Here is a 21,035-nt window from a genome sequence, read left to right on the forward strand (position 1 = left end):
ATGTCTGATTCAACGCACGCTTCATCCACGCACGCCGCGGACGCGAGCAATAGCGGTGCCAGCATCGTCTTCGATCACGTCACCAAGGCCTATTCGGGCCAAGACTCCCCCGCCGTGGAGGACCTTTCCTTCGAAATTCCGGCAGGCGAGCTGGTCGCTTTCGTCGGGCCGTCTGGTTGCGGTAAGACCACCTCGCTGAAGATGATTAACCGCTTGGTGGAGCCGACCAGCGGCACCATTTATATCGATGGAGAGGATGCCACCAAGAAAAATCCCACGCAGCTGCGCCGCGATATTGGCTACGTCATCCAAGGCGGCGGCCTCATCCCGCACATGTCCGTCGCGGATAATATTGCGCTTGTGCCCAAGCTGAAGAAGTGGAAGGCCGATAAGATTGCTCAGCGCACCGATGAACTTTTGGATATGGTCGGGCTCGATCCTGCAACCTACCGCGATCGCTTCCCCAGCGAGCTATCCGGTGGCCAGCAACAGCGCGTCGGCGTCGCCCGTGGCCTAGCGGCGGATCCGCCGGTGGTCTTGATGGACGAGCCCTTCGGCGCAGTAGACCCCATCACCCGCACCCGCCTGCAGGATGAATTGGTCAATATCCAATCCGAGTTGAAAAAGACCATCATCTGCGTCACGCACGATATCGATGAGGCCATCAAGCTGGGCCACCGCATCCTCATCTTTGAACCGGGCGGAAAGATCAGCCAATACGATACGCCCGAAAACATCCTGGCCGCGCCCGCGAATGACTTCGTGGCTGACTTTATTGGTTCCGGCTCTGCCCTAAAGCAGCTCAACCTGCGCCGCGCGGACGAGCTGGAGCTTGCGGATCAGGCAACCGCGCGCATCGGCGAATCCACTACCGAGGCGCTAGCGCGCCTGCGCGAAGCCGGCGAAGAAATGGTGGTCATCGTCGATGACAAGGGCCATCCCCGCGACTGGATCTTCGCCCGCCAGCTCGAGCGCTACGAGACCATTCCGGAGCCGCAGTTCGAGCTCAACTCCGTTGTGGATGCGCACTCTACGCTAAGCGATGCCATGTCCGCCATGCTTGCTTCCTCCCACAGCGGCGCGCTTGTTACCCGCCGCGGTGAATTCGTGGGCGTTTTGTACTACGAAACGGTCACGGATTATATCCAGCAGATGAATGCCGCCGCCCAAGAGGCTTTAGATGACCAGGAGGTGGATTCCGGTGGAGAAATTTAAGCGCCTGACCGGTGAAGACCGCCTCCTAATCATCGGCATCCCCATCCTGGTCGTACTCACGGTGGGCGGCTGGCTCATCTGGCACGCCACGGCCGAGCTGGATGATATTGAAGAGCGCACCCTGCAGATTAGTTCTGTGCTCACCATGACCCGCGAGCACTTAGTCCTCGTGGTCATCTCCGCGCTGCTGGTCATCGCCACGGCCGTGCCGCTGGGCATCGTGCTAACGCGCAAGTCCACCAAGTTCATGGCGCCGATCATCACCAGCATCGCGAATATTGGACAGGCCGCGCCCGTCGTCGGTGTCATCGTCCTATTGGCCATCTGGCTCGGCTTTGGCGAGCCGGTGGCCATCCTCGGCCTCTGGTTCTATGCCTTCTTGCCGGTGCTCGCCAACGTGATTGCGGGTTTGCGGGGTGTGGATAAGCAGCTTGTCGAGGCCGCCTACGGCCTCAGCATGTCACCCATCCAAGTGCTCACCAAGGTCGAGCTGCCCATGGCCCTGCCGGTCATCATGACCGGCATCCGCACCTCCCTGGTGCTCTTGGTCGGCGCCGGTGCGTTTGCCACCTTTATCGATGCCGGCGGCCTCGGCGGGCTGATTACCACCGGTATTACCCTCTACCGCAACCCTATTCTCATCTCTGGCGCGGTCCTCATCGCCGCCTTAGCCTTAGCGGTCGAATGGGTGGGCCGCGTTCTTGAGGTTGTCTTCGCCCCGAAGGGAATGATCAAATGAAACGCCTCCTCGCAACACTTGCCGCCGCAAGCACCTTCTTCCTCGCTGGATGTGGCCTCGGCACCGCCGGTGGCCTCATCCCGAGCGGACAGTTAAAGGGCGACCTAGCCGATATCGACTTGGACGGCGCCAATATTTCCATCGGTTCCAAAAACTTCACCGAGCAGGTCATCCTGGGCAAGATTGGCGCCATCCTCTTGGAATCCGCCGGTGCCAACGTAAAGGACCTGACCAATATCCCCGGCTCTACCTCGGCGCGCCAAGCGCTGGAGGTCGGCGATATGGACTCCATGTTTGAATACACCGGCACCGCCTGGATTACCTACCTGGGCAACGCCGATCCGGTCCCCGGCTCGCAGGAGCAATACGAGGCAGTGAAGGAGGCCGATAAGGACCATGGACTTACCTGGCTACCCCCAGCGCCGATGAATAATACGTACGCGCTGGCCATTAGCGAGCAGTCCCACGCACAGTACGGCCTTGAGTCGCTGGCCGATATCAAGGGTATTCCCACCAGTGAACAGACCTATTGCACCGATAGCGAGTTCTTAGCCCGCAATGACGGCCTGCTTACCATGTTGGATAGCTATGGCATTGAACAACCACCGCGCGACCGCATCAGGATTATGGATTCCGGCGCCGTCTATGCCGCCTTGAATAAGGGCGAGTGCACCCTCGGTTCCATCTTTGCCACCGATGGCCGCATTAAGTCCTTAAACCTCACCGTGCTGGAGGACCCTGAGCTCTTCTTCCCCAAGTACAACCTCGCCCCGGTCGTGCGCACCGAGGTTTTGGAGGAATACCCAGAGATCAAGGACCTCTTCGCTCCCCTCGCGGAACTCCTGACGGATGAGAAGATGCAGGAGCTTAATGCCCGCGTGGACGTCGACGGTGAGGACTACACCGCCGTGGCGCAGGATTTCCTCATCGATGAAGGCCTGCTAGAAGGATAATCTTTGAGGGCCGCTCACCAGCACAAATGGATTTACAGGAAACTTTCAGTATTTTTCAGCGACCTATCAGATAGATTCCATTGCTGTTCCAGCCGCGTGCCCCATACTTAAATCATGCGTTTGAGAGAGCGCATACGAGAGAGATAGAGAGAACCCCTCAGTTTCCAGAGGGCGGTGCACACCGATACATGGAAACACCCTTGTAGAGAGAGACGCCAGCGGCACTCGGAACCGAAAGGAACCGAGTGCCGCTGGCGTTTTACTAGTTCTACAGGCATAACCCGCGCGGGTTATGCCACCAGCTTGTTCTTGCGCGGCGCGAAGAGCACGGCAGTACCCGTCACGATCGCCGCAGCCACCAGGTAAAAGGCCGGGGCTAGTTTATTTCCGGTGGTATCAATCAGCCACGTCGCGATCATCGGGGCGGTACCGCCGAAGATGGCATTGGCAGTATTAAACGTCAGCGCGAAACCAGACAGGCGCACATGCGTGGGGAACTGCTCGGAAAGGAAGGAGGGCAAGACGCCATCGTTAAGCGCCAGCACCCCACCCAGGCACACCTGAATGATGATGACGAGCAGGATGCCTGCGCCGTCGAGAAGCATGAATGCCGGAATAATGGCAAGTCCCATAAAGAGCGCGGCGCACAGCATGGTGGTGCGCCGGCCAAGGCGATCGGACAGCAGGCCTGTCAATAGCGCAAAGCCCACGTAGAACGCGGAGGCCACCGAAGACGCGATAAACGCCGGAGTTTCTGCCATGCCCAGCTCCTCCGAAAGATAGGTGGGCAGGTAGGTCAAGATGACGTAGAAGCCAATCGCGTTGAGCACCGCGCCGGCAAAGGCAATGGCCAGGGCCTTGGGGTATTTCAGCACCTGGCGCAGGGGCGAAAGCTCCGTGTCCGCGTGCTTTTCAAAGCGGTTGGATTCCTCCGTGTGGCGGCGGATCCACAGTCCGTACAAGCCCAGCGGTAGCGCTACCAGGAAGGGCACGCGCCAGCCCCAGGAATGCAGGGCATCATCATCAAGCACGCCAGTAAGAAATGCCGCGATGAGCGAGCCCAAGAGCAGCCCGGATGCGGTGGCCGAGGGCACCACCGCAGCATAAATCCCGCGTTTCCCAGGTGGGGCAATCTCAGCCAGGTGGGTGGCGGCGCCGGCATATTCACCGGCGGCGGAAAAGCCTTGCACCATGCGGCACATAAGAAGCAAGAGCGTCGCGGCAAAGCCGATGGTGGCATACCCAGGCAATAGGCCGATGCAGGCGGTCGCTAACGACATCAACACGATGGAATAGGTCAGCGTGTGGATGCGGCCGTGCTTATCACCAATATGTCCCCAGACGATTCCACCGATGGGGCGCACCAAGAATGACAGCGCGAAGAGCGCGAAGGTCAAAATCAGCGCGCGGCGGCCTTCCATTTCTGGGAAAAAGACGCGCGAGATAATCGCGGACATATAGATATAGGCCGCATAATCGAACCACTCAATAAACGTGCCGATGAATGCGGCCTTGATGGCGGAAACGCGCTGTTCATGTGAAGTGCCAGGAACGTCCACGTCCGTTCGCGCAGATTCATCGCTCGCTGGCGGTGGGGCTATCAGAGGAGCCATGCTCCTCACCTCGTTTCTGTTGAGCTTCTTTCGCAAAAATGGCGCAGCATAGTCTGCACCCGTAGCGACGAGCCTACAGAATTTACTATGTTTTAGGTCACTTTTATATGCCTTTATAGCTTCGCTGACACGCTTTGCTTGCCGATGCCTCCCTTCCCCACCCAACTCACAGCACTTTGCAGCAACCTTTCAGGCAGATTCCATTGCCGTTCCAGCCGCGTGCCCCATACTTAAATCATGCGTTTGAGAGAGCGCATACGAGAGAGAGATAGAGAGAACCCCTCAGTTTCCAGAGGGCGGTGCACACCGATACATGGAAACACCCTTGTAGAGAGAGACGCCAGCGGCACTCGGAACCGAAAGGAACCGAGTGCCGCTGGCGTTTTACTATTCGTGTTATTGGCTGCCGCTTTGCCTGTTGCCTCTGGCCGCCGCCGCTGGCTATCGCCTCGGCCCCGCTGCAAGGCCGAACCACCCGCGCTAGGCGGGCTTCTTTCGTGGGATTTCCTTATCGAAATCAATGAGCCGCCCCAACGCCCAATCGCGGTCCGTGAGCAACCGGGCAAATACCATTCCTGCGCCGATGGCTCCTACCACCATCAAGCCGGTGGCCACATTTGCCACCGCCTGATCCATTTGGCCGTCATTAAGGTAATAGACCGCGCGAAACATCGTCACTCCAGGAATCATGATGACGGCGGCCGGCACGGTGGTGGTGATGCGCGGCAACCGCGCCTTTTGGGAGGCCACCGCACCCAAGAGCCCGATAATCAGCCCACCAATGAACGCCGCAAAGTAGATGGTCGTGCCCAGCTCAAGGAGGCCAAGGCGCACCGCGTTGGCCACGGTTCCCACGCTTGCAGCCACCAACACCATGCGGCGCGAGGAGTTAAAGAGGAAGGCAAAGCCCGCGATGCCGAAGAAACTGGCGACAGAAGCCAGCAGGTACCACCGCGTATCCGGTGCAGGAACCGGCGGATCCGGGCTGAGATCCGTTAGCCAACTGACCATGGAGACGGTAAACGTAGCGGTAAAGATGACCGTAAACGCATAACCCAGCCGGGCGATACCCGCATCAAAGTCAAAGCGCGCGATATCAATCAGGGCCGAGAACAGCGGGAACCCCGGAATCAAAAAGAGCACCGCCGCAACATAGCCCGAGGACAGCGAGCTCGGCTCTACTACCCCAGCAAATCCGAGGAGCTCGATGAGGATAAAGAAGGTGATGCTGGCTGCCGCGCCACCGGCAATGATCCCGCCAATTTGGTGCACGTGCTGGTGAAGCACTTCATAGCGCACAAACTGCCCCACGAATGCCGCCAGCGCCACGAGCCCTACCGCTTGCACTGGGAAGAAATTTAAGAAAGCAAACGCCGCGCACGCGACCGCGGCCGCTGTGGATAGGACCCACACGCTCCAGCGCTTTTTCACATCGCTTTCTATGGAATCGAGCATTCCCGAAAGCTCTTCCGCGGTAATGCCGGAATATAGGTGGTTATGGGTAAGGTCCTCCAATGCCTCAATGCGGGAGGCATCGACGGCCGGCGAGTGCGTGCGCGCAATCACGGTGCGAAAGGAATCTCCCCGGTGGAAGGTGCAGGTAATCTGCGTCAGGCCCACGTTTGCGTCCAAATGATCAAACCCCAACGCCCGGGCGCTGCGCTTCATGCCGCGCAGCACGCGATAGCCCGATGTGCCCGCCCCCATCAGCATCATTCCGACGCGCAAGACGACGTCAGCTTCCACGCCCATCTGCCGGTGAAAATTCGGATCATACTGCGACGACAAGTCTTCCACCTCTACCTCGCGGGAAAGCTGCGATCCAGGCCACTTCTCGGCGGCCATTGCCCCAGCTTCCACCCACATTTTGGCTATTTCTTCTACCTCCCAGACTAGCGCACCGCGTGCCTACCCCGTGATCTTCTTAGCCTGCACTAACTTTCAGGAAAATTTCAGCTTTTTTCAATGCCTATAACAGGATTTAGGCCCATACTTTCCTTAGCGTTTGAGAGAACGCAAGAGAGATAGAGAGAACCAGCTCCAGCGCCCTGCGGCCCTTCACTGAGGCCCGGGCGCTGGAGTTGTTTTTACTGCGCCATCTGGCTTGCGCACTGTTGCGTCCACCCAGTCGTCCCATCCGTGAAATAGGTGGTCCCTGGTTGCTGATTGGATGGGTCGCCACAGGAAGCAACCGTTTTATCGAGCGGGTGCGGATTCTCCACGCCAGGGGCTTGGGTAATTCCTACGACAGGCGCATCGCCAGCATTCTGGGGCGCATCGCCGCCTTGGTTGTTCGGGTTTACCTGCTGTTGTCCCCCACTATCTGTTCCCGATTTCGGCTGCGGGGCAGGCTGCGCAGCTTCGCCTGCGCGCTCTTGGGCAGGGTCATTCTTGGAGCTTGCTTCATTGGTGGGCTCCTGCGAAGAAGGCTCCGCTTCACCGCCGCTTTCCACCTTAATCTTGTAGCTCACCTCATTCGTGGCCTTAAAGTGCAGCATATTGGTGTCTTTAGAAACATCGAGGAAAGCCGTACCGTCGGCGCTGTAGCCTGGGAATTCATCCATGAGGTTGAGGTAGCTGCCATCATCGCAGCTAACTTCTGCCCGTGCATTATTAATTTTGTTGTCAGCGGTGCTTGCTCGCCACGGCATAGACCTAAAAGGCGAGGTGAATCCGTCATCCGCGCCCTCAGGCATGGACGCGGAAATCTCTACCGCGACAAACTTCCCTTTCTTCGACTCGGTACTTGCGCAGTGCGCATCATCGACAATGTCATTGATTTTCACGGTCATGCACGTGGTGTCATCATCGCCACTGCACGGTACATCGAAGCTATCGCCCTTGCCTAAGGCTGGCGCAGCCTCTGAGGTAGAGTACGTCGCTTCCGATTGTGCGCTGGTAGCTGGTTCTGCAGCATCATCGCCGCCAGAAGAACACGCCCCGAGTGCCACCGCACCTGCCAATATCAATGCCGAAAAGCCAAGCTTGCGCTTCATAAAGAGTCCTTTCCAAAGGTGAGAGAGATAATTCCAATGTAGCCTTGTCTACTCATCCCAGGAAACCCGCGGCGGTTCACCTCCATCGGGTGTCGCGTCAGCCTCATTTTCCACGAGTACACGCAGAACGCGTTCCAGGGCGAATTCAATGCTGCTACCGTGACGGATTGATATGGCTAATACGCCCTATTAAATTTCAAACGGATGCAAAGGATCCTTTAGCTCATGGATACTTGGGAGCCAACACTTTCTACTGGCCCACTCCTCGGCATCGCCATCGCCGCGATTGCATTAATCCTCGTGCTTGTCATCTATTTCAAGCTGCATGCATTTTTAACGTTGCTGGTGGTCTCCGCCCTAACAGCACTTGCGGCCGGCATACCCCTCGAGGGCATTGTCCCTACGATGACGGAAAGCTTCAGCTCCACACTTGGCTCGGTGGCGCTTCTGGTGGGACTCGGCGCCATGATCGGCCGGCTCGTGGAGGCTTCCGGCGGTGCTCAGTCGCTTGCCGATGCCATGGTTCGCCGCTTCGGCGAAAACAAAGCGCCCCTTGCACTCGGCATCGCCTCGCTGATTATGGGCTTCCCTATATTCTTCGACGCTGGTCTTATCGTGATGCTGCCGGTTATCTTTGCCGTCGCCCGCCGCTTGGATGGCCCAGTCCTTGCCTTTGGCCTGCCGGCCGCTGGCGCCTTTTCTGTCATGCACGTCTACCTGCCACCGCACCCCGGTCCTGTCGCCGCCAGCGAATTCTACGGCGCCGACCTCGGATTGGTGCTGCTCGTCGGCCTGCTGCTGGCCCTTCCAACCTGGTATATCTCCGGCTACCGCTTCGGACTTTTTGCCGGAAAGAAGTTCCCGTTCAAGGTCACCGATGCCATCACCGGGCCTGTCCTTGAAAAGGAAGAACAACCCTTAAAACCAGCCTTCGCCGCCACGGTGATTTCCATCTTGCTCATCCCGATGGTGCTCATCTTCTTCAATACCGGGCTCAACGCTCTAGCTTCCTACGGCACCATCGATGCTGATGCCACGTGGGTCAGGTTCTTCGTCATGCTCGGCCAAACTCCAATCGCACTGCTGATTACGGTGCTTATCGCGCTGGTAGTCCTCGGCCTGCGCCGCGGCGAGGAAAAGACGGCTCTGGAAAAACTCGTTGACTCCTCGCTCGGCCCTATCTGTTCCGTCGTGCTCATCACCGGTGCGGGCGGCATGTTCGGCGGCGTGCTTCGCACCTCCGGCATTGGCGATGCGCTTGCCGATTCCCTCTCCGGCCTCGGCATCCCTGTCATCCTGGCCTGCTATCTCATCGCCGTAGCCCTCCGCCTGGCACAGGGTTCAGCCACCGTCGCACTCACTACCGCCGCTGCCCTGATGGTCCCCGCTGTGGAAGCTGGCGGGTTCAACGAACTCCAACTCGCGCTCATCGTCGTGGCCACCGCCGCTGGTTCGGTCTTCGGCTCCCACGTCAACGATTCGGGCTTCTGGCTCGTCGGCCGCCTGATGGGCATGGATACAATGACCACTCTGAAGACGTGGACCGTCAACCAGATGCTCATCTCCGTCATCGGCTTCGCACTCGTGCTCGTCCTCTACGGCGCGGCTGCAGTCTTTTAGGCGCCGAACTCTATCCAAGCAGCAGCGTCTTCTGCAATATCTTCCGCTGGCCGCGTCACATCGAAAACGCGGCCAGTTTCGTCCTCTTCCAACGGTTCCAAGGTGTCGAACTGCGACTGCAACAGCGACGCTGGCATGAAGTGTCCCGGCCGGTGTTGCATCCGCTTATACAACACATCAAAGTCCCCGTGTACGTGCACAAACGCCACGCCTGGGCAGTACTGCCTAATCAGATCCCTGTACTTGCGTTTTAGCGCGCTGCACCCCACCATCGCACCTTCCGGCCTATCCGCCAGCCACTGACCGATCTGTTTTAGCCACGGCTCCCGGTCCTCATCATTCAGCGGCGTTCCCGCGGCCATCTTGTCGATATTTGCCTGCGTGTGCATATCATCGCCGTCGCGGTACTCTAGCCCGACCAGCGGCGACAGGGCCTCCCCCACCGTTGTCTTACCCGAGCCAGAGACTCCCATGACGACGACGTGACGGAATTTGTTCTGGTCCATGGTGGCTCCTCGAGTTGGGTTTTCCTGTTCAGTTTATCCGCATCGAGTTACCAGCCCCGAACTGTGAATTTGCGGATGTGGATATTGACGAGGAGCAGCCTCATTCCCAAAAATTGCGAGGACTTCTCAATTCTGAAGAAGTCTACAAAGATCCTTGACCCCACAACCGGCTCTTAAAGTGAGAAGTAGTACTCCTTCATTTTCTTCGCCATCAAACGCCGCTGCTCTATATCAGTATTTATAAAGCAATGCCGCCCTTCTCAATCGGGACTCGGTTCGCTTAACTGCAATGAAGCAGTTTACGTTGGTCAAAGCACACAAAGAGCTAGGCGAGATTTTTAAGGGCCTCGGTTACCAAATTCCAGAAGCCCGCATGGTCCAGCTTGGTAGCGACCTGAGTATGGCAAGTGTCATCGGCGGGCTCCCGCAAATCAGTCACGGTCATGCCGGTGGTTAGTGCGCCGGCGAGCTCAACGTGAACGGGTGCCTTGCGGGTTTGCACGATGCTCGGATCGATGAGGTAAGCCACCGTGCACGGATCGTGAACCGGAGGATCCGTAAAGCCCTGGTTTTGCTGATACGCCTCGCGGAAGAAACCGAAGAGACCGACAACAAAGTCCGCGACGGGCGTATTTAACGCCTTAATTTCGGCTTCGACCCCGGCTGTGGCCAGTGCCTGGTGGGTCAGATCTAGCCCCACCATCGTGACCGGCCACGGCTCTTCGAAGACGATATGTGCCGCCTCAGGATCAATCTTGATATTGAATTCGGCAACGGGGGACCAATTGCCTTCGTGGTAGCCGCCGCCCATAAGCACAACCTCTTTGACACGCTCTACGATGCGCGGTTCTTTGCGCGCGGCCATAGCGATATTGGTCAACGGACCCGTTGGAACCAAGGTAATGGTGCCAGGTTCGTGGGACATGATGGTGTCGATGATGAAGTCGATGGCGTGGGCACCGGCAAGCGCGGTGCTGGGCTCCGGAAGCTGGACTCCATTGACATCCATGCCAGTTGAGCCGTGAATGGCCTCGGCAACTTCAACGGGGCGCACGAGCGGGCGATCGCAACCAGCATAGACCGGAATCTCCGGATGACCGGCGATCTCCTTGACCACTAGGGCATTGCGGGAGACCTTGTCCAAGGTCTGGTTGCCGCCAACGGTGGTAATGCCCAGCAGATCGATGTTGGGGTTACCCATAGCCAGGAGCAGGGCTACCGCGTCATCGTGGCCGGGGTCGCAGTCCAGAATAATTTTTCGCGTCATGTCTCGAGCCTACTTTTGGTCGGTGAAGACCGCCACGGTTTCAGCGTGTGGCATAGCTTCAATTCCTCCGTGCTCACCAGCTGTACCCTGGAAAGCAGCAAGTCACCCTGTAAACGGTATAAACCGTCGTGGAAAGGAATTCGCCCCGCCATGCCTTCAATTTCTGACCGCCTGACCCAGGCACAGCAAGATTTTAACGCGGTGATTTCCACCATTCCTATTGATGAGGATGCCGTAGATACTGCGCTTACGCTGCGCGGATTGCCTGTTGCTTTTAAAGACATCGTGGATATCGCCGGGGTGCCAACGACCTGTGGCACCAACGTGGATATGGGACCGGCTCCGACTATGAATGCCACGGTGACGCAGCGCCTAATGGATGCCGGCGCGATTCCCGTGGCCAAGGCCAACCTCCAGGAATTTTCCTATGGCATCTTGGGCGATGCCTCCGCGTATGGCCGCGTCATCAATCCGCGCGATCCGCAGGTCTGCAGCGGCGGTTCTAGTTCTGGGTCGGCGGCGCTGGTTGCGTCTGGGGCGCTCGATCTCACGGTGGGTTCCGATAGCGCCGGTTCCGTGCGCGTCCCGGCCGCCAGCCAGGGCGTGCTGGGATTTAAGCCCACCACCGGCACGATCCCGCTCGATGGTGTCTTCCCCTTCGCGCCGAGCTTCGATTGCATCGGATTCTTCGCCACCTCCATAGAGCTCATCGAGCAGGCCCTGCTAGCCACGGTGAATGAAGAACCGACTCCGGCCGAGAACGTGGCCACCATGGATATTTCCGCATTGACGACCAAAGGTGAGCGCTTTGCTGGTCTGCTGTCTGCGCTGCAGGATTCCACATTCGCAGCCGTGGAGCGCCTCGATTACTCCCAGCTCGAATCCACCATCGCTACCACCGCGAAGCTCTACGCGCCGATGCGCCTCAAGGAGGCTTACGACGTCCATCAGCCCTACCTTGATCAGCGGGATAAGTATCAGGACGTCATCTTGGAGCGTGTCCTCGGCGGGCAGGATATTACTCAGGCAGACTACGACGCTGCAGCACAGCAGGTAGAACAACTGCGCACGGAAGCACTGGCGCTTTTCGATGCCTCCCCCATCATCCTCACCCCCACCCTCGACGCCGGCCCCATCAAATGGGACGACATCACCGCAGAAAACACTGCGGATTCCGCTGCCAGCCTGCGCCGCTGGACCGAGCCATTCAATGTATTGGGCTGGCCGGCGATCACTATCCCGCTGCGCACGACGGAGACCAAGGGAGTGGGTGATGCGGTGCAGGTCATCGGCAAGCCGGGCCAGGATCTCACCGTCTTGCGCGTCGCCCGCGAGATTCAGGCGCTGCTTTAAGCACACCGCAATTCTGCGCGTCTCTGCCTGCTGACGTCGTTGGTAAGGTGATCGTTATGAGCACTCCAGCACAGCTTGCCGCGCGGTTGCGCGCTGAGGCCGATGACGGGTCCTTGGAGTCATTCTGCTTGGATACCGGCATTGACCTGCTGGTTCTTTTTGGCAGCGCGCACGTAGATACCACCAACGCGAATGATGTTGACCTTGCCTATTCGGTTGATTTCTCGCGCGCGAAAGCTGACCGGCCGAATCTGCTCGACGTTGCCACGGCGTTTTACGCCCGCTATGGCGACGGCATCGATCTCATGTGCCTGGATACCGCAGACACGGTGGCGCAACATGAAGCTCTGCAAAAGTGCGAGCTCTTGGTCGATCCATCCAACTCCAAGTATGGAACGCTGCAAATGATGGCGGCACGGGAATATATCAATACGGCGTACCGCCGCGAGTTCGAGCTCAGAAGCTTAATGTCATGAGCTGGCTAGCCTCCCGCTAGCACGGTCTTTTCTTGCGTGCGCGGGCGCCAATACGCAGCTTCTACTGCGTTAAGTTCCTTAAAGTGCGAGGACGTCAGCTCATCCATCGCGGTTAAATAGTCGCCCACGTCCTCGCGCGGTAAGCGCAGACCCATCGTCAGATGCGGCGTCCAGCGCGGTCCGCGGCCCTCGGGATTGGCGGCGCTAATCTTCCGCGCTGCTATTTCGAGTTCATCGCTGGTCTCTAATAACCAAGCCACGGTTCGTTTCCGCTTGGTGCCGAAGATGACGTTTCCCACGCGCCGAAACGTCGCCGGAATAACCGCCGGTAAAAGCTCCGCGGCAAGCTCCACAACGTGAGGATCCATCTCCGGCGCGAAGGTCACCGTAATATGCGGGCGCTGATTTTGCACGGGGAATCCGCGCTCGGCCAGACCTGCAAAGATCTCCCGAATCTGCTCTTCCTGCTTTTCTGGCAGGTAGAGCAGGATATTATCCGGCGATGCTGTACTCACGATGCGGCTTTCTTCGTTTCAAGTGGGCACGATTCATTCGTGTTCCCCAAGTGCGGGCGGTTTCGGTTCTGTTTCTAGCTCTGGTTCTAGGGTACCGCCGGTCTTCGCTTGTGCGATCTCCGCGATGCTATAGGTCCTTTGCACAGTTTGAGCAAACTCGCCCTTCAAAAATCGCATCGCGCCTTCAATTGACGCAGAGGAGGATGCGCATAGGACCCTGCACAGAGGAGGTTGTACATCGGGCACTGCGCATTGGCTCCCGCACACAGGCCCCCGCACAGCGGACTCTGCGCAAAGAACCTCCCCTTTTCCTTGTGCTCGTTTAAGCAGGTGCCTTTAATAAGAGTATGAGCACATCAGATTCTTCGCCTTTCATTCTCGCCATCACGGCGTGCCCAACGGGTATCGCCCATACTTATATGGCCGCCGAGAACTTAGAGGCCGCCGCCGAAAAGCTGGGCTACCGCATCAAGATTGAAACGCACGGTTCGATCGGCGTGGAGGGCAACTTCAGCGCACAAGACATTGAGCAAGCCGATGCCATTGTCATCGGTGCCGATACCGTCATTGCAAAGGACCGATTCCACGGCAAGCGCTTGGTGGCCACCGGCGTGGACGAGGCCATCAAACACCCAGAGCGGCTACTGACCAAGTCCTTGGAGGCAGCAGCGTGGAAGGGTGAGGATAAGGGGGCATCGGAAAGCGAGGCAGAGGACGCTGCGGAAGATGCGGGGCTGCGCGGTATTGGGCAGACCATGTACAAGGCGCTGATGAATGGCGTTTCCCACATGATTCCCTTCGTGGTTACCGGCGGATTGCTCATCGCTGTGGCGCTGTCCTTGGGCGGTACGCCCACGCCGGAGGGGCTGTCCATTCCTGAAGATAGCTTCTGGAATACGCTCAATGAGCTCGGTGGCCTGGCGTTTTCGCTGATGGTGCCGGTCTTGTCTGGCTACATTGCCGTTGGCATCGCGGATAGGCCGGGGTTAGCGCCAGGCCTTATCACCGGGCTCATCGCCACGACCGGCTCGCTGTACGGGTCCGAGGCTGGCGCCGGATTCTTGGGCGGTATCGTCACCGGTATTCTCTCCGGCTACGTGGCCCTTGCGATTAAGAAGATCCCGGTGCACAAATTCATCGCGCCGATTTGGCCGATTATCGTCATCCCGATTTTCACCACGCTGATAGTAGGCCTAGCCTTCATCTATTTCATCGGCGCGCCGATTGCCACGGCCTTTGAGGCCATGACCGAATACCTCGGCGGGCTGGAAGGCTCATCGGCGATTGTGCTGGGTCTTATCATCGGTGCGATGATCGCTTTCGATATGGGTGGGCCGTTCAATAAGACTGCCTTCCTGTTTGGCGGCGGCATGATCGCCGCGGGAAATGCTGCCCCGATGGGTATGGCCGCCGCCGCGATTGCGGTCCCGCCGCTCGCAGTGGGCGTGGCCACCCTCCTGCGCCGCAGTTGGTTCAATAAGGCGGAAAAGGATTCCGGTATCGCCGCGCTATTTATGGGATTTTTCGGCATCACCGAAGGCGCCATTCCCTTGGCGGCGGCGCGTCCCCTGCAGGTCATCCCGGCCAACGTCGTCGGTGGTGCCGTTGCCGGTGCGATGGCGGGCGCGTTTGGGGTCCAAGATCATGTCATGCACGGCGGCCCGATCGTCGCCGTCCTCGGCGCGGTGGATCACGTGGCGTGGTTCTTCCTGTCCCTGCTCTGCGGCGTTGCCGTGTGTGCTGCGCTCATGCTCCTGCTCATTCGCCTGACGCAACGCTCCCCGGAATCGGACGAGGCCACGGCGGAGTCCACCGCGCTCCCGCTTCTCGATGCCTCCACCATCAGCCTCGATGAGCCACTCGGTAATGACTCCGAGGCCGTCATCAAGTCGCTCGTTTCCCTCGCGGCAGCCGATGGCCGCATTAACGACGCCGCCGTGGTTACCGATGCCGCCCTTGTCCGCGAATCCCAACACTCCACCGGCGTAGGCCATGGCGTGGCCATCCCGCATGCTCGTTCCGCTGGGGTTACCACACCGACGCTGGCCTTCGCCCGGCTTCCCGAGGCCGGTATCACCTGGGGAAGCGGCGAAGAACCAACGACCTTAGCGTTCCTTATCGCCGTTCCCGATGACGCTGGAAAACAGCATTTAAAGCTGCTGTCCACCCTCGCCCGCGCCATCATGAAGGAGGATTTCCGCGCCCAGCTGCACGAGGCCAGCTCCCGCGAAGAGGCAGAAGGGATTATCTCCTCTGTCCTCCAGGTCAAACCCCAAGCCGCCGTGGAGTCTTAGTTTTCTGCCTTGCCCTCGGTCTGTCCGGAAAGGAGCTGTTCCACCGACACCACTCCGCCCAAAAAGTAACCGCCTTCACAAATGACAGTGGCACGGGTTACACTTGGAACCACACTTATTGTTCAACAATTAAGGATGGTGTTGAATGGCTTCGCTCCACATTGATCTCAACGCAGACTTGGGTGAAACCACCGCTGGCAACCCGGTAGCCGATGATGCCGCGATGCTGGAGATGGTCTCCTCCGCCAATGTCGCCACCGGCTTCCACGCCGGTGACCCGCACTCCATTGCGCAGACCCTTAAATCCGCGGCGCGTGCGGGAGTCACGGTCGGAGCACACGTGGGCTATAACGATCCGGCCGGTTTTGGCCGCCGCTTTATCGACTACAACGCGGCGGAGCTCGCGGACGAGGTCACCTACCAAATTGGTGCGCTCGATGCGCTGGCGCGCGCCAATGGCACGCGGGTGTCTTATGTGAAGCCGCACGGCGCGATGTACAACACCATCGTCAAGGACGAGGCACAAGCCAAGGGCGTTATCGCAGGCATTAAGGCCTTCGGTGACCTCCCCGTGATGCTGCTGCCAGGCGGCCTCGCGGTCGATATTGCAGAATCCCAAGGCCTCACCGTCATCCGCGAGGCCTTCGCGGATCGCAACTACAACCCGGATGGCACGCTGGTCTCCCGCAAACAGGACAATGCGGTATTGGGGGATGAGGGGGATGTCGTCAAGCGCGTGCTGGAAGTCGCCCAAACCGGATCTATTACCGCCATCGATGGCACCACGCTCGATGTCGATGCCCAATCCGTGTGCACCCACGGTGACTCGCCGGGCTCCGTGAAACTGCTGCGCGGTGTGGTCGAACGCCTCAGCGCGGAAGGAATCGATATTCGGAGCTTTATCTAATGCCGCATATTCACTTCGTTGGCACCCGCGCCCTCCTCATTGATTTGGACGGGCTCGAGCAGGTCATGGCGTGGCACGCGGCGCTGTCCGCTAAACCGCTCAAGAATCAGGTGGATTGCATTGCCGCCGCCACCACGTTGCTCATTACCTTTGAGGCGCCGAATTCCGCGCGCGCGGCCGCGGAGTTCCTGACGGACTTCTCCCCTGCCGCCGCTACCGCGAAGGAGGCGCGCACGGTAGACATCGATGTGCTTTACGATGGCGACGATGTCGACGCCGCCGCCGATCTCCTCGGCATGTCGCGCGAGGCCTTGATTGACTGGCATACCTCTACCGAATGGACCGCCGCCTTTGGTGGTTTTGCCCCCGGCTTTACCTACTGCGCGCCTTCTGATCCGGCCCAGGCCAAGGCCGTGCCACGCCGCTCCGATCCGCGCACCGCCGTTCCGGCTGGCGCCGTGGGCATCGCGGGCGAGTTCTCCGCGGTCTACCCGCGCGTTTCCCCAGGTGGCTGGCAGTTGCTCGGCACCACCAATACCCCAATGTGGGATTCGCATGCGAACCCACCCGCGCTGGTGCAGCCCGGTGACCGCGTGCGCTACCGCGCCGTGGACGAGCTACCGGACTTGGTGGATCGCAGCGCGGAATCCAAGCGCTCGCCGGCCCGCCTGCCCCGCATGGAGGTCCTCGATACCGGCCTGCTCACGCTTTTTCAAGACCTTGGCCGCCCCGGCGTAGGTGACTTGGGCGTAACACCCTCCGGTGCCGCCGATCACGCCGCCGCGGCAACCGCGAATGTCGCCGTGGGCAATCCGCGGGGTGCGACGGTGCTAGAAAACATCGGCGGCATTAAGCTGCGCGCGCTGACCGATACCGTCATCTGCGTTACCGGCGCCACTGCCCGCGTCCGCCTAGGTGAGATGCCCGTGCACCTCGCCCGCCCGGTGCTCGTAACCGCTGGCCAGACCGTGACGGTCGGTGCCGCAACAGTGGGAATGCGCAACTACGTGGCCATTCGCGGCGGCATCATCGCCGAATCCGAGCTCGGCTCCTCTGCCACCGATGTCCTCTCCGGCCTCGGCCCCGACCCCGTCACCACCGGCGATGTCATCGGCGTGCTGCCCCGCTCCACCGGCATGACGGATGCGCAATTGGTCAACCCCCTGCGCGTATCCGCTGATTCCGCTGGCAAGACGCGCGCGACGCTGCGCTGCGTGCTGGGCCCGCGCGATGACTGGTTTGGCGATAATATCTCCACCTTCCTGGATACCGAATGGATCGTTTCCTCTGATTCCAATCGCGTTGGCCTGCGGCTTTCCGGGGCTAAAGACAGCGCAGGGGCTTCCGATATCACCGTGCAGCGCGTGAAGGATGGCGAGCTGCCCTCCGAGGGAATGGTGGCCGGTTCCATCCAGATCCCGCCGAATGGCAAGCCGGTGGTCTTCCTGCGCGACCACGCCGTCACCGGCGGCTACCCCGTCATCGCCACCGTGCTGGAGGAAGATATCGACATCGCCGCGCAGCTCCCGCCCGGCGCGCGCGTGACCTTCCGCCTCGTGACACCCCAAGCTTTAAATACTGGAGAAGAAAATGCAGATTAAAACCGTCCTCATTGCTAACCGCGGCGAAATCGCCGTGCGCATCGCCCGCGTGGCCCGCGATTTGGGCATTAAGTCCATCGCCATTTATTCCGAGGCCGACGCCGGCGCCCTGCACACCCAGGTTGCCGATGAAGCCTATGCGCTGCCCGGCAATACCGCCGCCGATACCTATATGAATACCCCGGCGCTACTGGATATTGCAGTGCGCGCCGGCGCCGATGCCATCCACCCGGGCTACGGTTTCCTCTCCGAAAACGCCGACTTTGCCCGCACCGTCACCGATGCCGGCATGATCTGGATCGGCCCCTCGCCGGAATCCATCGAGCTTTTGGGCGATAAGATTGCCGCGCGCCGCGTGGCCGAAGAGGTCGGCGCGCCCCTGGCTCCGGGCACCTCCGATCCGATTGATGATTGGCAGGAGGCCCGCGCCTTTGCTGAGGAGCATGGGCTGCCGATTGCCATCAAGGCCGCTTATGGCGGCGGCGGGCGCGGCCTTAAAGTCGTGGACTCCATGGATGAGATCGAAGGCGCGTTCAACTCCGCCGGGCGCGAGGCTATGGAGGCATTCGGCCGCGCCGAGTGCTACGTGGAGAAGTTCCTGACCCACCCACGCCACGTAGAGGCGCAGGTCCTGGCGGATACCCACGGCAACGTCCGCGTGCTGGGCACCCGCGATTGCTCCACCCAGCGCCGCTTCCAAAAGCTCATCGAGGAGGCCCCTGCGCCCGCGCTTTCCGATGCCCAGCGCACCGGCATCATCGAAGGTGCCCGCTCCATCTGCTCCCACGTGGGCTATACCGGCGCCGGCACCGTGGAGTACATCGTCTCCGAGGATGGCACCATCTCCTTTTTGGAGGTCAATACCCGCGTCCAGGTCGAGCACCCTGTGACCGAGGTAGTGACCGGCACCGATATCATCGCCGAGCAATTCCGCATCGCCGCGGGCGAGCCTCTGTCTATCTCTGAGGATCCAGCCTCCACCGGCCACGCCTTCGAGTTCCGCATCAATGCCGAAGACATCCTCAACGGCTTTGCCCCCTGCCCCGGCACCATCGTCTCCTTCGAGCCGCCCACCGGCCCCGGCATCCGCGTCGATTCTGCTGTCCGCTCGGGATCCATTATCCCGCCGTACTATGACTCGCTCATTGCCAAGCTCATCGTCTGGGGCCCCACGCGCGAGGTGGCCCTCGCCCGTTCGCACCAGGCGCTGCGCGAATTCGACGTCTCCGGCGTGCGCACCGTGCTGCCCTTCCACCGCGACATGATGGACGAGCCAGCACTTATTGGCACCCCGTCTTCCGCCGAGGCCGATGCGGGTGCCAGCGACATCGGCGTGTTCACCGACTGGCTCGACCACAACTACCGGCCCTCTGCCGCCAACCAGGTAGACAAGGTCGAGGCCATCTACACCAAGCGCCGGACGGTAGCGGTGGAAATCGATGGCAAACTCGTCAATATCGGCGTGCCCATGGACTTCCTCGCTGGTGCTGGTGCCGGCGCTGGCGCGGGCGCCGCGGGTGATTCTGGTGCCACTGCCACCGCTCCCTCGACGGCCGGGGCACAGTCCAGCGACGATAACGCGGTCACCTCCCCCTTCGAGGCCAACCTCGTGGCCTGGAATGTATCCGATGGCGATAGCGTCTCCGAAGGAGATTCCATCGCCACGGTCGAGGCCATGAAGATGGAATCTGCCATCAAGGCCCCGCGCGGCGGCACCATCAAGATCCTCGCTGAAGAGGGCGACCGCCTGGATTCCGCGACGGTGATTGCGACCATCGACTAGCGCGTGCTGCGCAAATACTCGCCAAGGTAGGGCAAAAGGAAATGCACGGTTCCGTAGCTGCGGCTAGCGATGAGATCGCGTTCTAAAAGCAGCTTGCGGGCCATGGAAATGGCATTGGGAGTCTTGCCCAGGTGCGCCGCGATGGCACCGGTGGGAATATCAGCCCCGTGTTCGGATTCCAGCTCCGCCATGGCGTTGAGAAAAGCGCGCTGGGCGTCAGGAACATTCTTCAACGCAATCCTGTGCACCTGGTTGCCCATATGCGCTGGAATCTCGCGCGCAATAGAGGACACGTGACGCTCTTCGATGGCATCCGCCCCATCGAGTACCGCACGGGTCCACGCCAAAGCGCCGACCAGCTGCAATAGGTACGGATACCCCTGCACCAATGCGGTCGCCTCCTTTAAAGCGCGCTCGCTGAAACCGCGCCCAGCCGCGGTGGCGGTGCTGTGGAGGGTTTCGGCTACGGTGGCATCATCAAGCAGCCCCAAATCCAGCCGTTGAGCGCGGCGCAAAAAGGTGGTGCCCTCGTGCTCCAATAGCTCTTCTACCCCAAACGTCAATCCCGCGGCGGCGAAGGCAATATCGTACTCGTCGCGAATGAGATCCTGGATGGCGGTGGCAAGTTGCGCAAGCTCATCCACGCTGGCCGCTTGCACCTCATCGACGGTCAATAGGACGCCCGCATCATGCGCACGCGCGGCCTTCAGGAGGCTGCGCAGCCGCGAAACCAAGCTGGGTTGGGCCTGGTTGTGGGGCAATTGCGTCGTTACAGATCCCACGCCCGCCACAGAAAATCCCGTGGTCTTTCGGCCCGGAGTCTCCGTATAGTCCAGCTCCTCTATGGCTTCCGGAATCGTGGAATCGCGCAGCTGCGCCACCATCTGGGCATCCGCATAGGCGCGGATGACAACCCACCCAAGGCGGCGCGCGGATTCTTCGAACTCATTGAGAAGTACCGTTTTGCCCACCCCGCGCGTACCGCTGACCAGCAAGGCGCGCTGCATGGCGCCCACGCCACCCAGGAGCTCATAGTTAAACGAGCTGATTTCAAAATCGCGCCCGGCCAGCTGCACCGGCGACGCGCCAAAACTGGGACGAAAAGGATTCTTATCCGGAATCACTATGCCAGACCTTCCTTTTAGAACCTTTAGAACTATGGTTTCAGTTTAGATCCTTTAGAACTTCGCCGCCTCT

Annotated in this window: 17 protein-coding genes; 10 read left to right on the plus strand and 7 right to left on the minus strand. The window is 59.9% G+C overall.

Going from position 1 to position 21,035, the window contains the following annotated elements:
* The 3 genes from ACP8KU_RS08665 to ACP8KU_RS08675 are packed head-to-tail and all read left to right on the plus strand — an operon-like array spanning position 1 to position 2,907.
* Entirely contained in the window at positions 1 to 1,215 is a 1,215-nt protein-coding gene (locus tag ACP8KU_RS08665; RefSeq protein WP_284624447.1) for an ABC transporter ATP-binding protein, read from the plus strand.
* Positions 1,202 to 1,954: an ABC transporter permease gene (locus tag ACP8KU_RS08670; RefSeq protein ID WP_023016900.1), complete on the plus strand. Its 753-nt coding sequence runs from the start codon at positions 1,202 to 1,204 to the stop codon at positions 1,952 to 1,954. The genes ACP8KU_RS08665 and ACP8KU_RS08670 overlap by 14 nt, the downstream gene beginning before the upstream one ends.
* Entirely contained in the window at positions 1,951 to 2,907 is a 957-nt protein-coding gene (locus ACP8KU_RS08675) for a glycine betaine ABC transporter substrate-binding protein (RefSeq protein ID WP_023016899.1), read from the plus strand. Before ACP8KU_RS08670 ends, ACP8KU_RS08675 begins: the two co-directional genes overlap by 4 nt.
* 290 nt (positions 2,908 to 3,197) lie before the next feature.
* Here ACP8KU_RS08675 and ACP8KU_RS08680 read toward each other — a convergent pair whose 3' ends face one another.
* The 3 genes from ACP8KU_RS08680 to ACP8KU_RS08690 all read right to left on the minus strand — a co-directional run bounded on the left by ACP8KU_RS08680 (position 3,198) and on the right by ACP8KU_RS08690 (position 7,516).
* Entirely contained in the window at positions 3,198 to 4,520 is a 1,323-nt protein-coding gene (locus ACP8KU_RS08680) for an MFS transporter (protein ID WP_284902192.1), read from the minus strand.
* Positions 4,521 to 5,000: 480 nt separating this feature from the next.
* Entirely contained in the window at positions 5,001 to 6,272 is a 1,272-nt protein-coding gene (locus tag ACP8KU_RS08685) for a threonine/serine exporter family protein (protein WP_198010391.1), read from the minus strand.
* A 335-nt stretch (positions 6,273 to 6,607) separates the two neighbouring features.
* Positions 6,608 to 7,516 carry a hypothetical protein gene (locus tag ACP8KU_RS08690; protein ID WP_023016896.1) on the minus strand — a complete coding sequence of 303 codons (909 nt, stop codon included), beginning with the start codon at positions 7,514 to 7,516 and terminating at the stop codon, positions 6,608 to 6,610.
* Between the two features lie 225 nt (positions 7,517 to 7,741).
* Between ACP8KU_RS08690 and ACP8KU_RS08695 the strand changes: the two genes are divergently transcribed.
* A complete protein-coding gene (locus ACP8KU_RS08695; protein WP_484483613.1) occupies positions 7,742 to 9,136 on the plus strand; it encodes a GntP family permease in 1,395 nt (464 codons plus the stop codon).
* Here the strand turns inward: ACP8KU_RS08695 and ACP8KU_RS08700 are convergent.
* Both ACP8KU_RS08700 and uriH read right to left on the minus strand, forming a co-directional pair.
* Entirely contained in the window at positions 9,133 to 9,642 is a 510-nt protein-coding gene (locus ACP8KU_RS08700) for a gluconokinase (RefSeq protein ID WP_484483614.1), read from the minus strand. The genes ACP8KU_RS08695 and ACP8KU_RS08700 overlap by 4 nt on opposite strands.
* A 325-nt stretch (positions 9,643 to 9,967) precedes the next feature.
* A complete protein-coding gene (uriH, locus tag ACP8KU_RS08705) occupies positions 9,968 to 10,909 on the minus strand; it encodes a uridine-preferring nucleoside hydrolase UriH (protein WP_484483615.1) in 942 nt (313 codons plus the stop codon).
* Positions 10,910 to 11,059: 150 nt separating this feature from the next.
* Here uriH and ACP8KU_RS08710 point away from each other — a divergent pair, with 150 nt between their 5' ends.
* Positions 11,060 to 12,262 carry an amidase gene (locus ACP8KU_RS08710; protein WP_484483616.1) on the plus strand — a complete coding sequence of 401 codons (1,203 nt, stop codon included), beginning with the start codon at positions 11,060 to 11,062 and terminating at the stop codon, positions 12,260 to 12,262.
* Positions 12,263 to 12,318: 56 nt separating this feature from the next.
* Positions 12,319 to 12,738: a hypothetical protein gene (locus ACP8KU_RS08715; RefSeq protein ID WP_284609984.1), complete on the plus strand. Its 420-nt coding sequence runs from the start codon at positions 12,319 to 12,321 to the stop codon at positions 12,736 to 12,738.
* Positions 12,739 to 12,743: 5 nt separating this feature from the next.
* Here ACP8KU_RS08715 and ACP8KU_RS08720 read toward each other — a convergent pair whose 3' ends face one another.
* Entirely contained in the window at positions 12,744 to 13,253 is a 510-nt protein-coding gene (locus ACP8KU_RS08720) for a 2'-5' RNA ligase family protein (RefSeq protein WP_023030232.1), read from the minus strand.
* Positions 13,254 to 13,600: 347 nt separating this feature from the next.
* On the opposite strand from ACP8KU_RS08720, the gene ACP8KU_RS08725 reads away from it, so the two are divergent.
* The 4 genes from ACP8KU_RS08725 (at position 13,601) to ACP8KU_RS08740 (ending at position 19,838) form a co-directional block, all read left to right on the plus strand.
* On the plus strand, positions 13,601 to 15,547 hold the full coding sequence (locus tag ACP8KU_RS08725; RefSeq protein ID WP_484483617.1) for a fructose-specific PTS transporter subunit EIIC: 1,947 nt from the start codon (positions 13,601 to 13,603) through the stop codon (positions 15,545 to 15,547).
* Between the two features lie 145 nt (positions 15,548 to 15,692).
* Positions 15,693 to 16,454: a LamB/YcsF family protein gene (locus ACP8KU_RS08730; RefSeq protein WP_005281702.1), complete on the plus strand. Its 762-nt coding sequence runs from the start codon at positions 15,693 to 15,695 to the stop codon at positions 16,452 to 16,454.
* On the plus strand, positions 16,454 to 18,055 hold the full coding sequence (locus tag ACP8KU_RS08735; protein ID WP_302520842.1) for a 5-oxoprolinase subunit B/C family protein: 1,602 nt from the start codon (positions 16,454 to 16,456) through the stop codon (positions 18,053 to 18,055). The genes ACP8KU_RS08730 and ACP8KU_RS08735 overlap by 1 nt, the downstream gene beginning before the upstream one ends.
* Positions 18,045 to 19,838 (plus strand): acetyl/propionyl/methylcrotonyl-CoA carboxylase subunit alpha, encoded by a 1,794-nt coding sequence (locus ACP8KU_RS08740; RefSeq protein ID WP_284643367.1) that lies wholly within the window; start codon positions 18,045 to 18,047, stop codon positions 19,836 to 19,838. Before ACP8KU_RS08735 ends, ACP8KU_RS08740 begins: the two co-directional genes overlap by 11 nt.
* On the opposite strand, the gene ACP8KU_RS08745 is transcribed toward ACP8KU_RS08740, so the two are convergent.
* Positions 19,835 to 20,962, minus strand: coding sequence for an ATP-binding protein (locus ACP8KU_RS08745; RefSeq protein WP_484483618.1), 1,128 nt, complete (start codon positions 20,960 to 20,962; stop codon positions 19,835 to 19,837). The genes ACP8KU_RS08740 and ACP8KU_RS08745 overlap by 4 nt on opposite strands.
* Between the last annotated feature and the right edge of the window lie 73 nt (positions 20,963 to 21,035).

The organism is Corynebacterium sp. LaCa_282 (assembly GCF_057198125.1).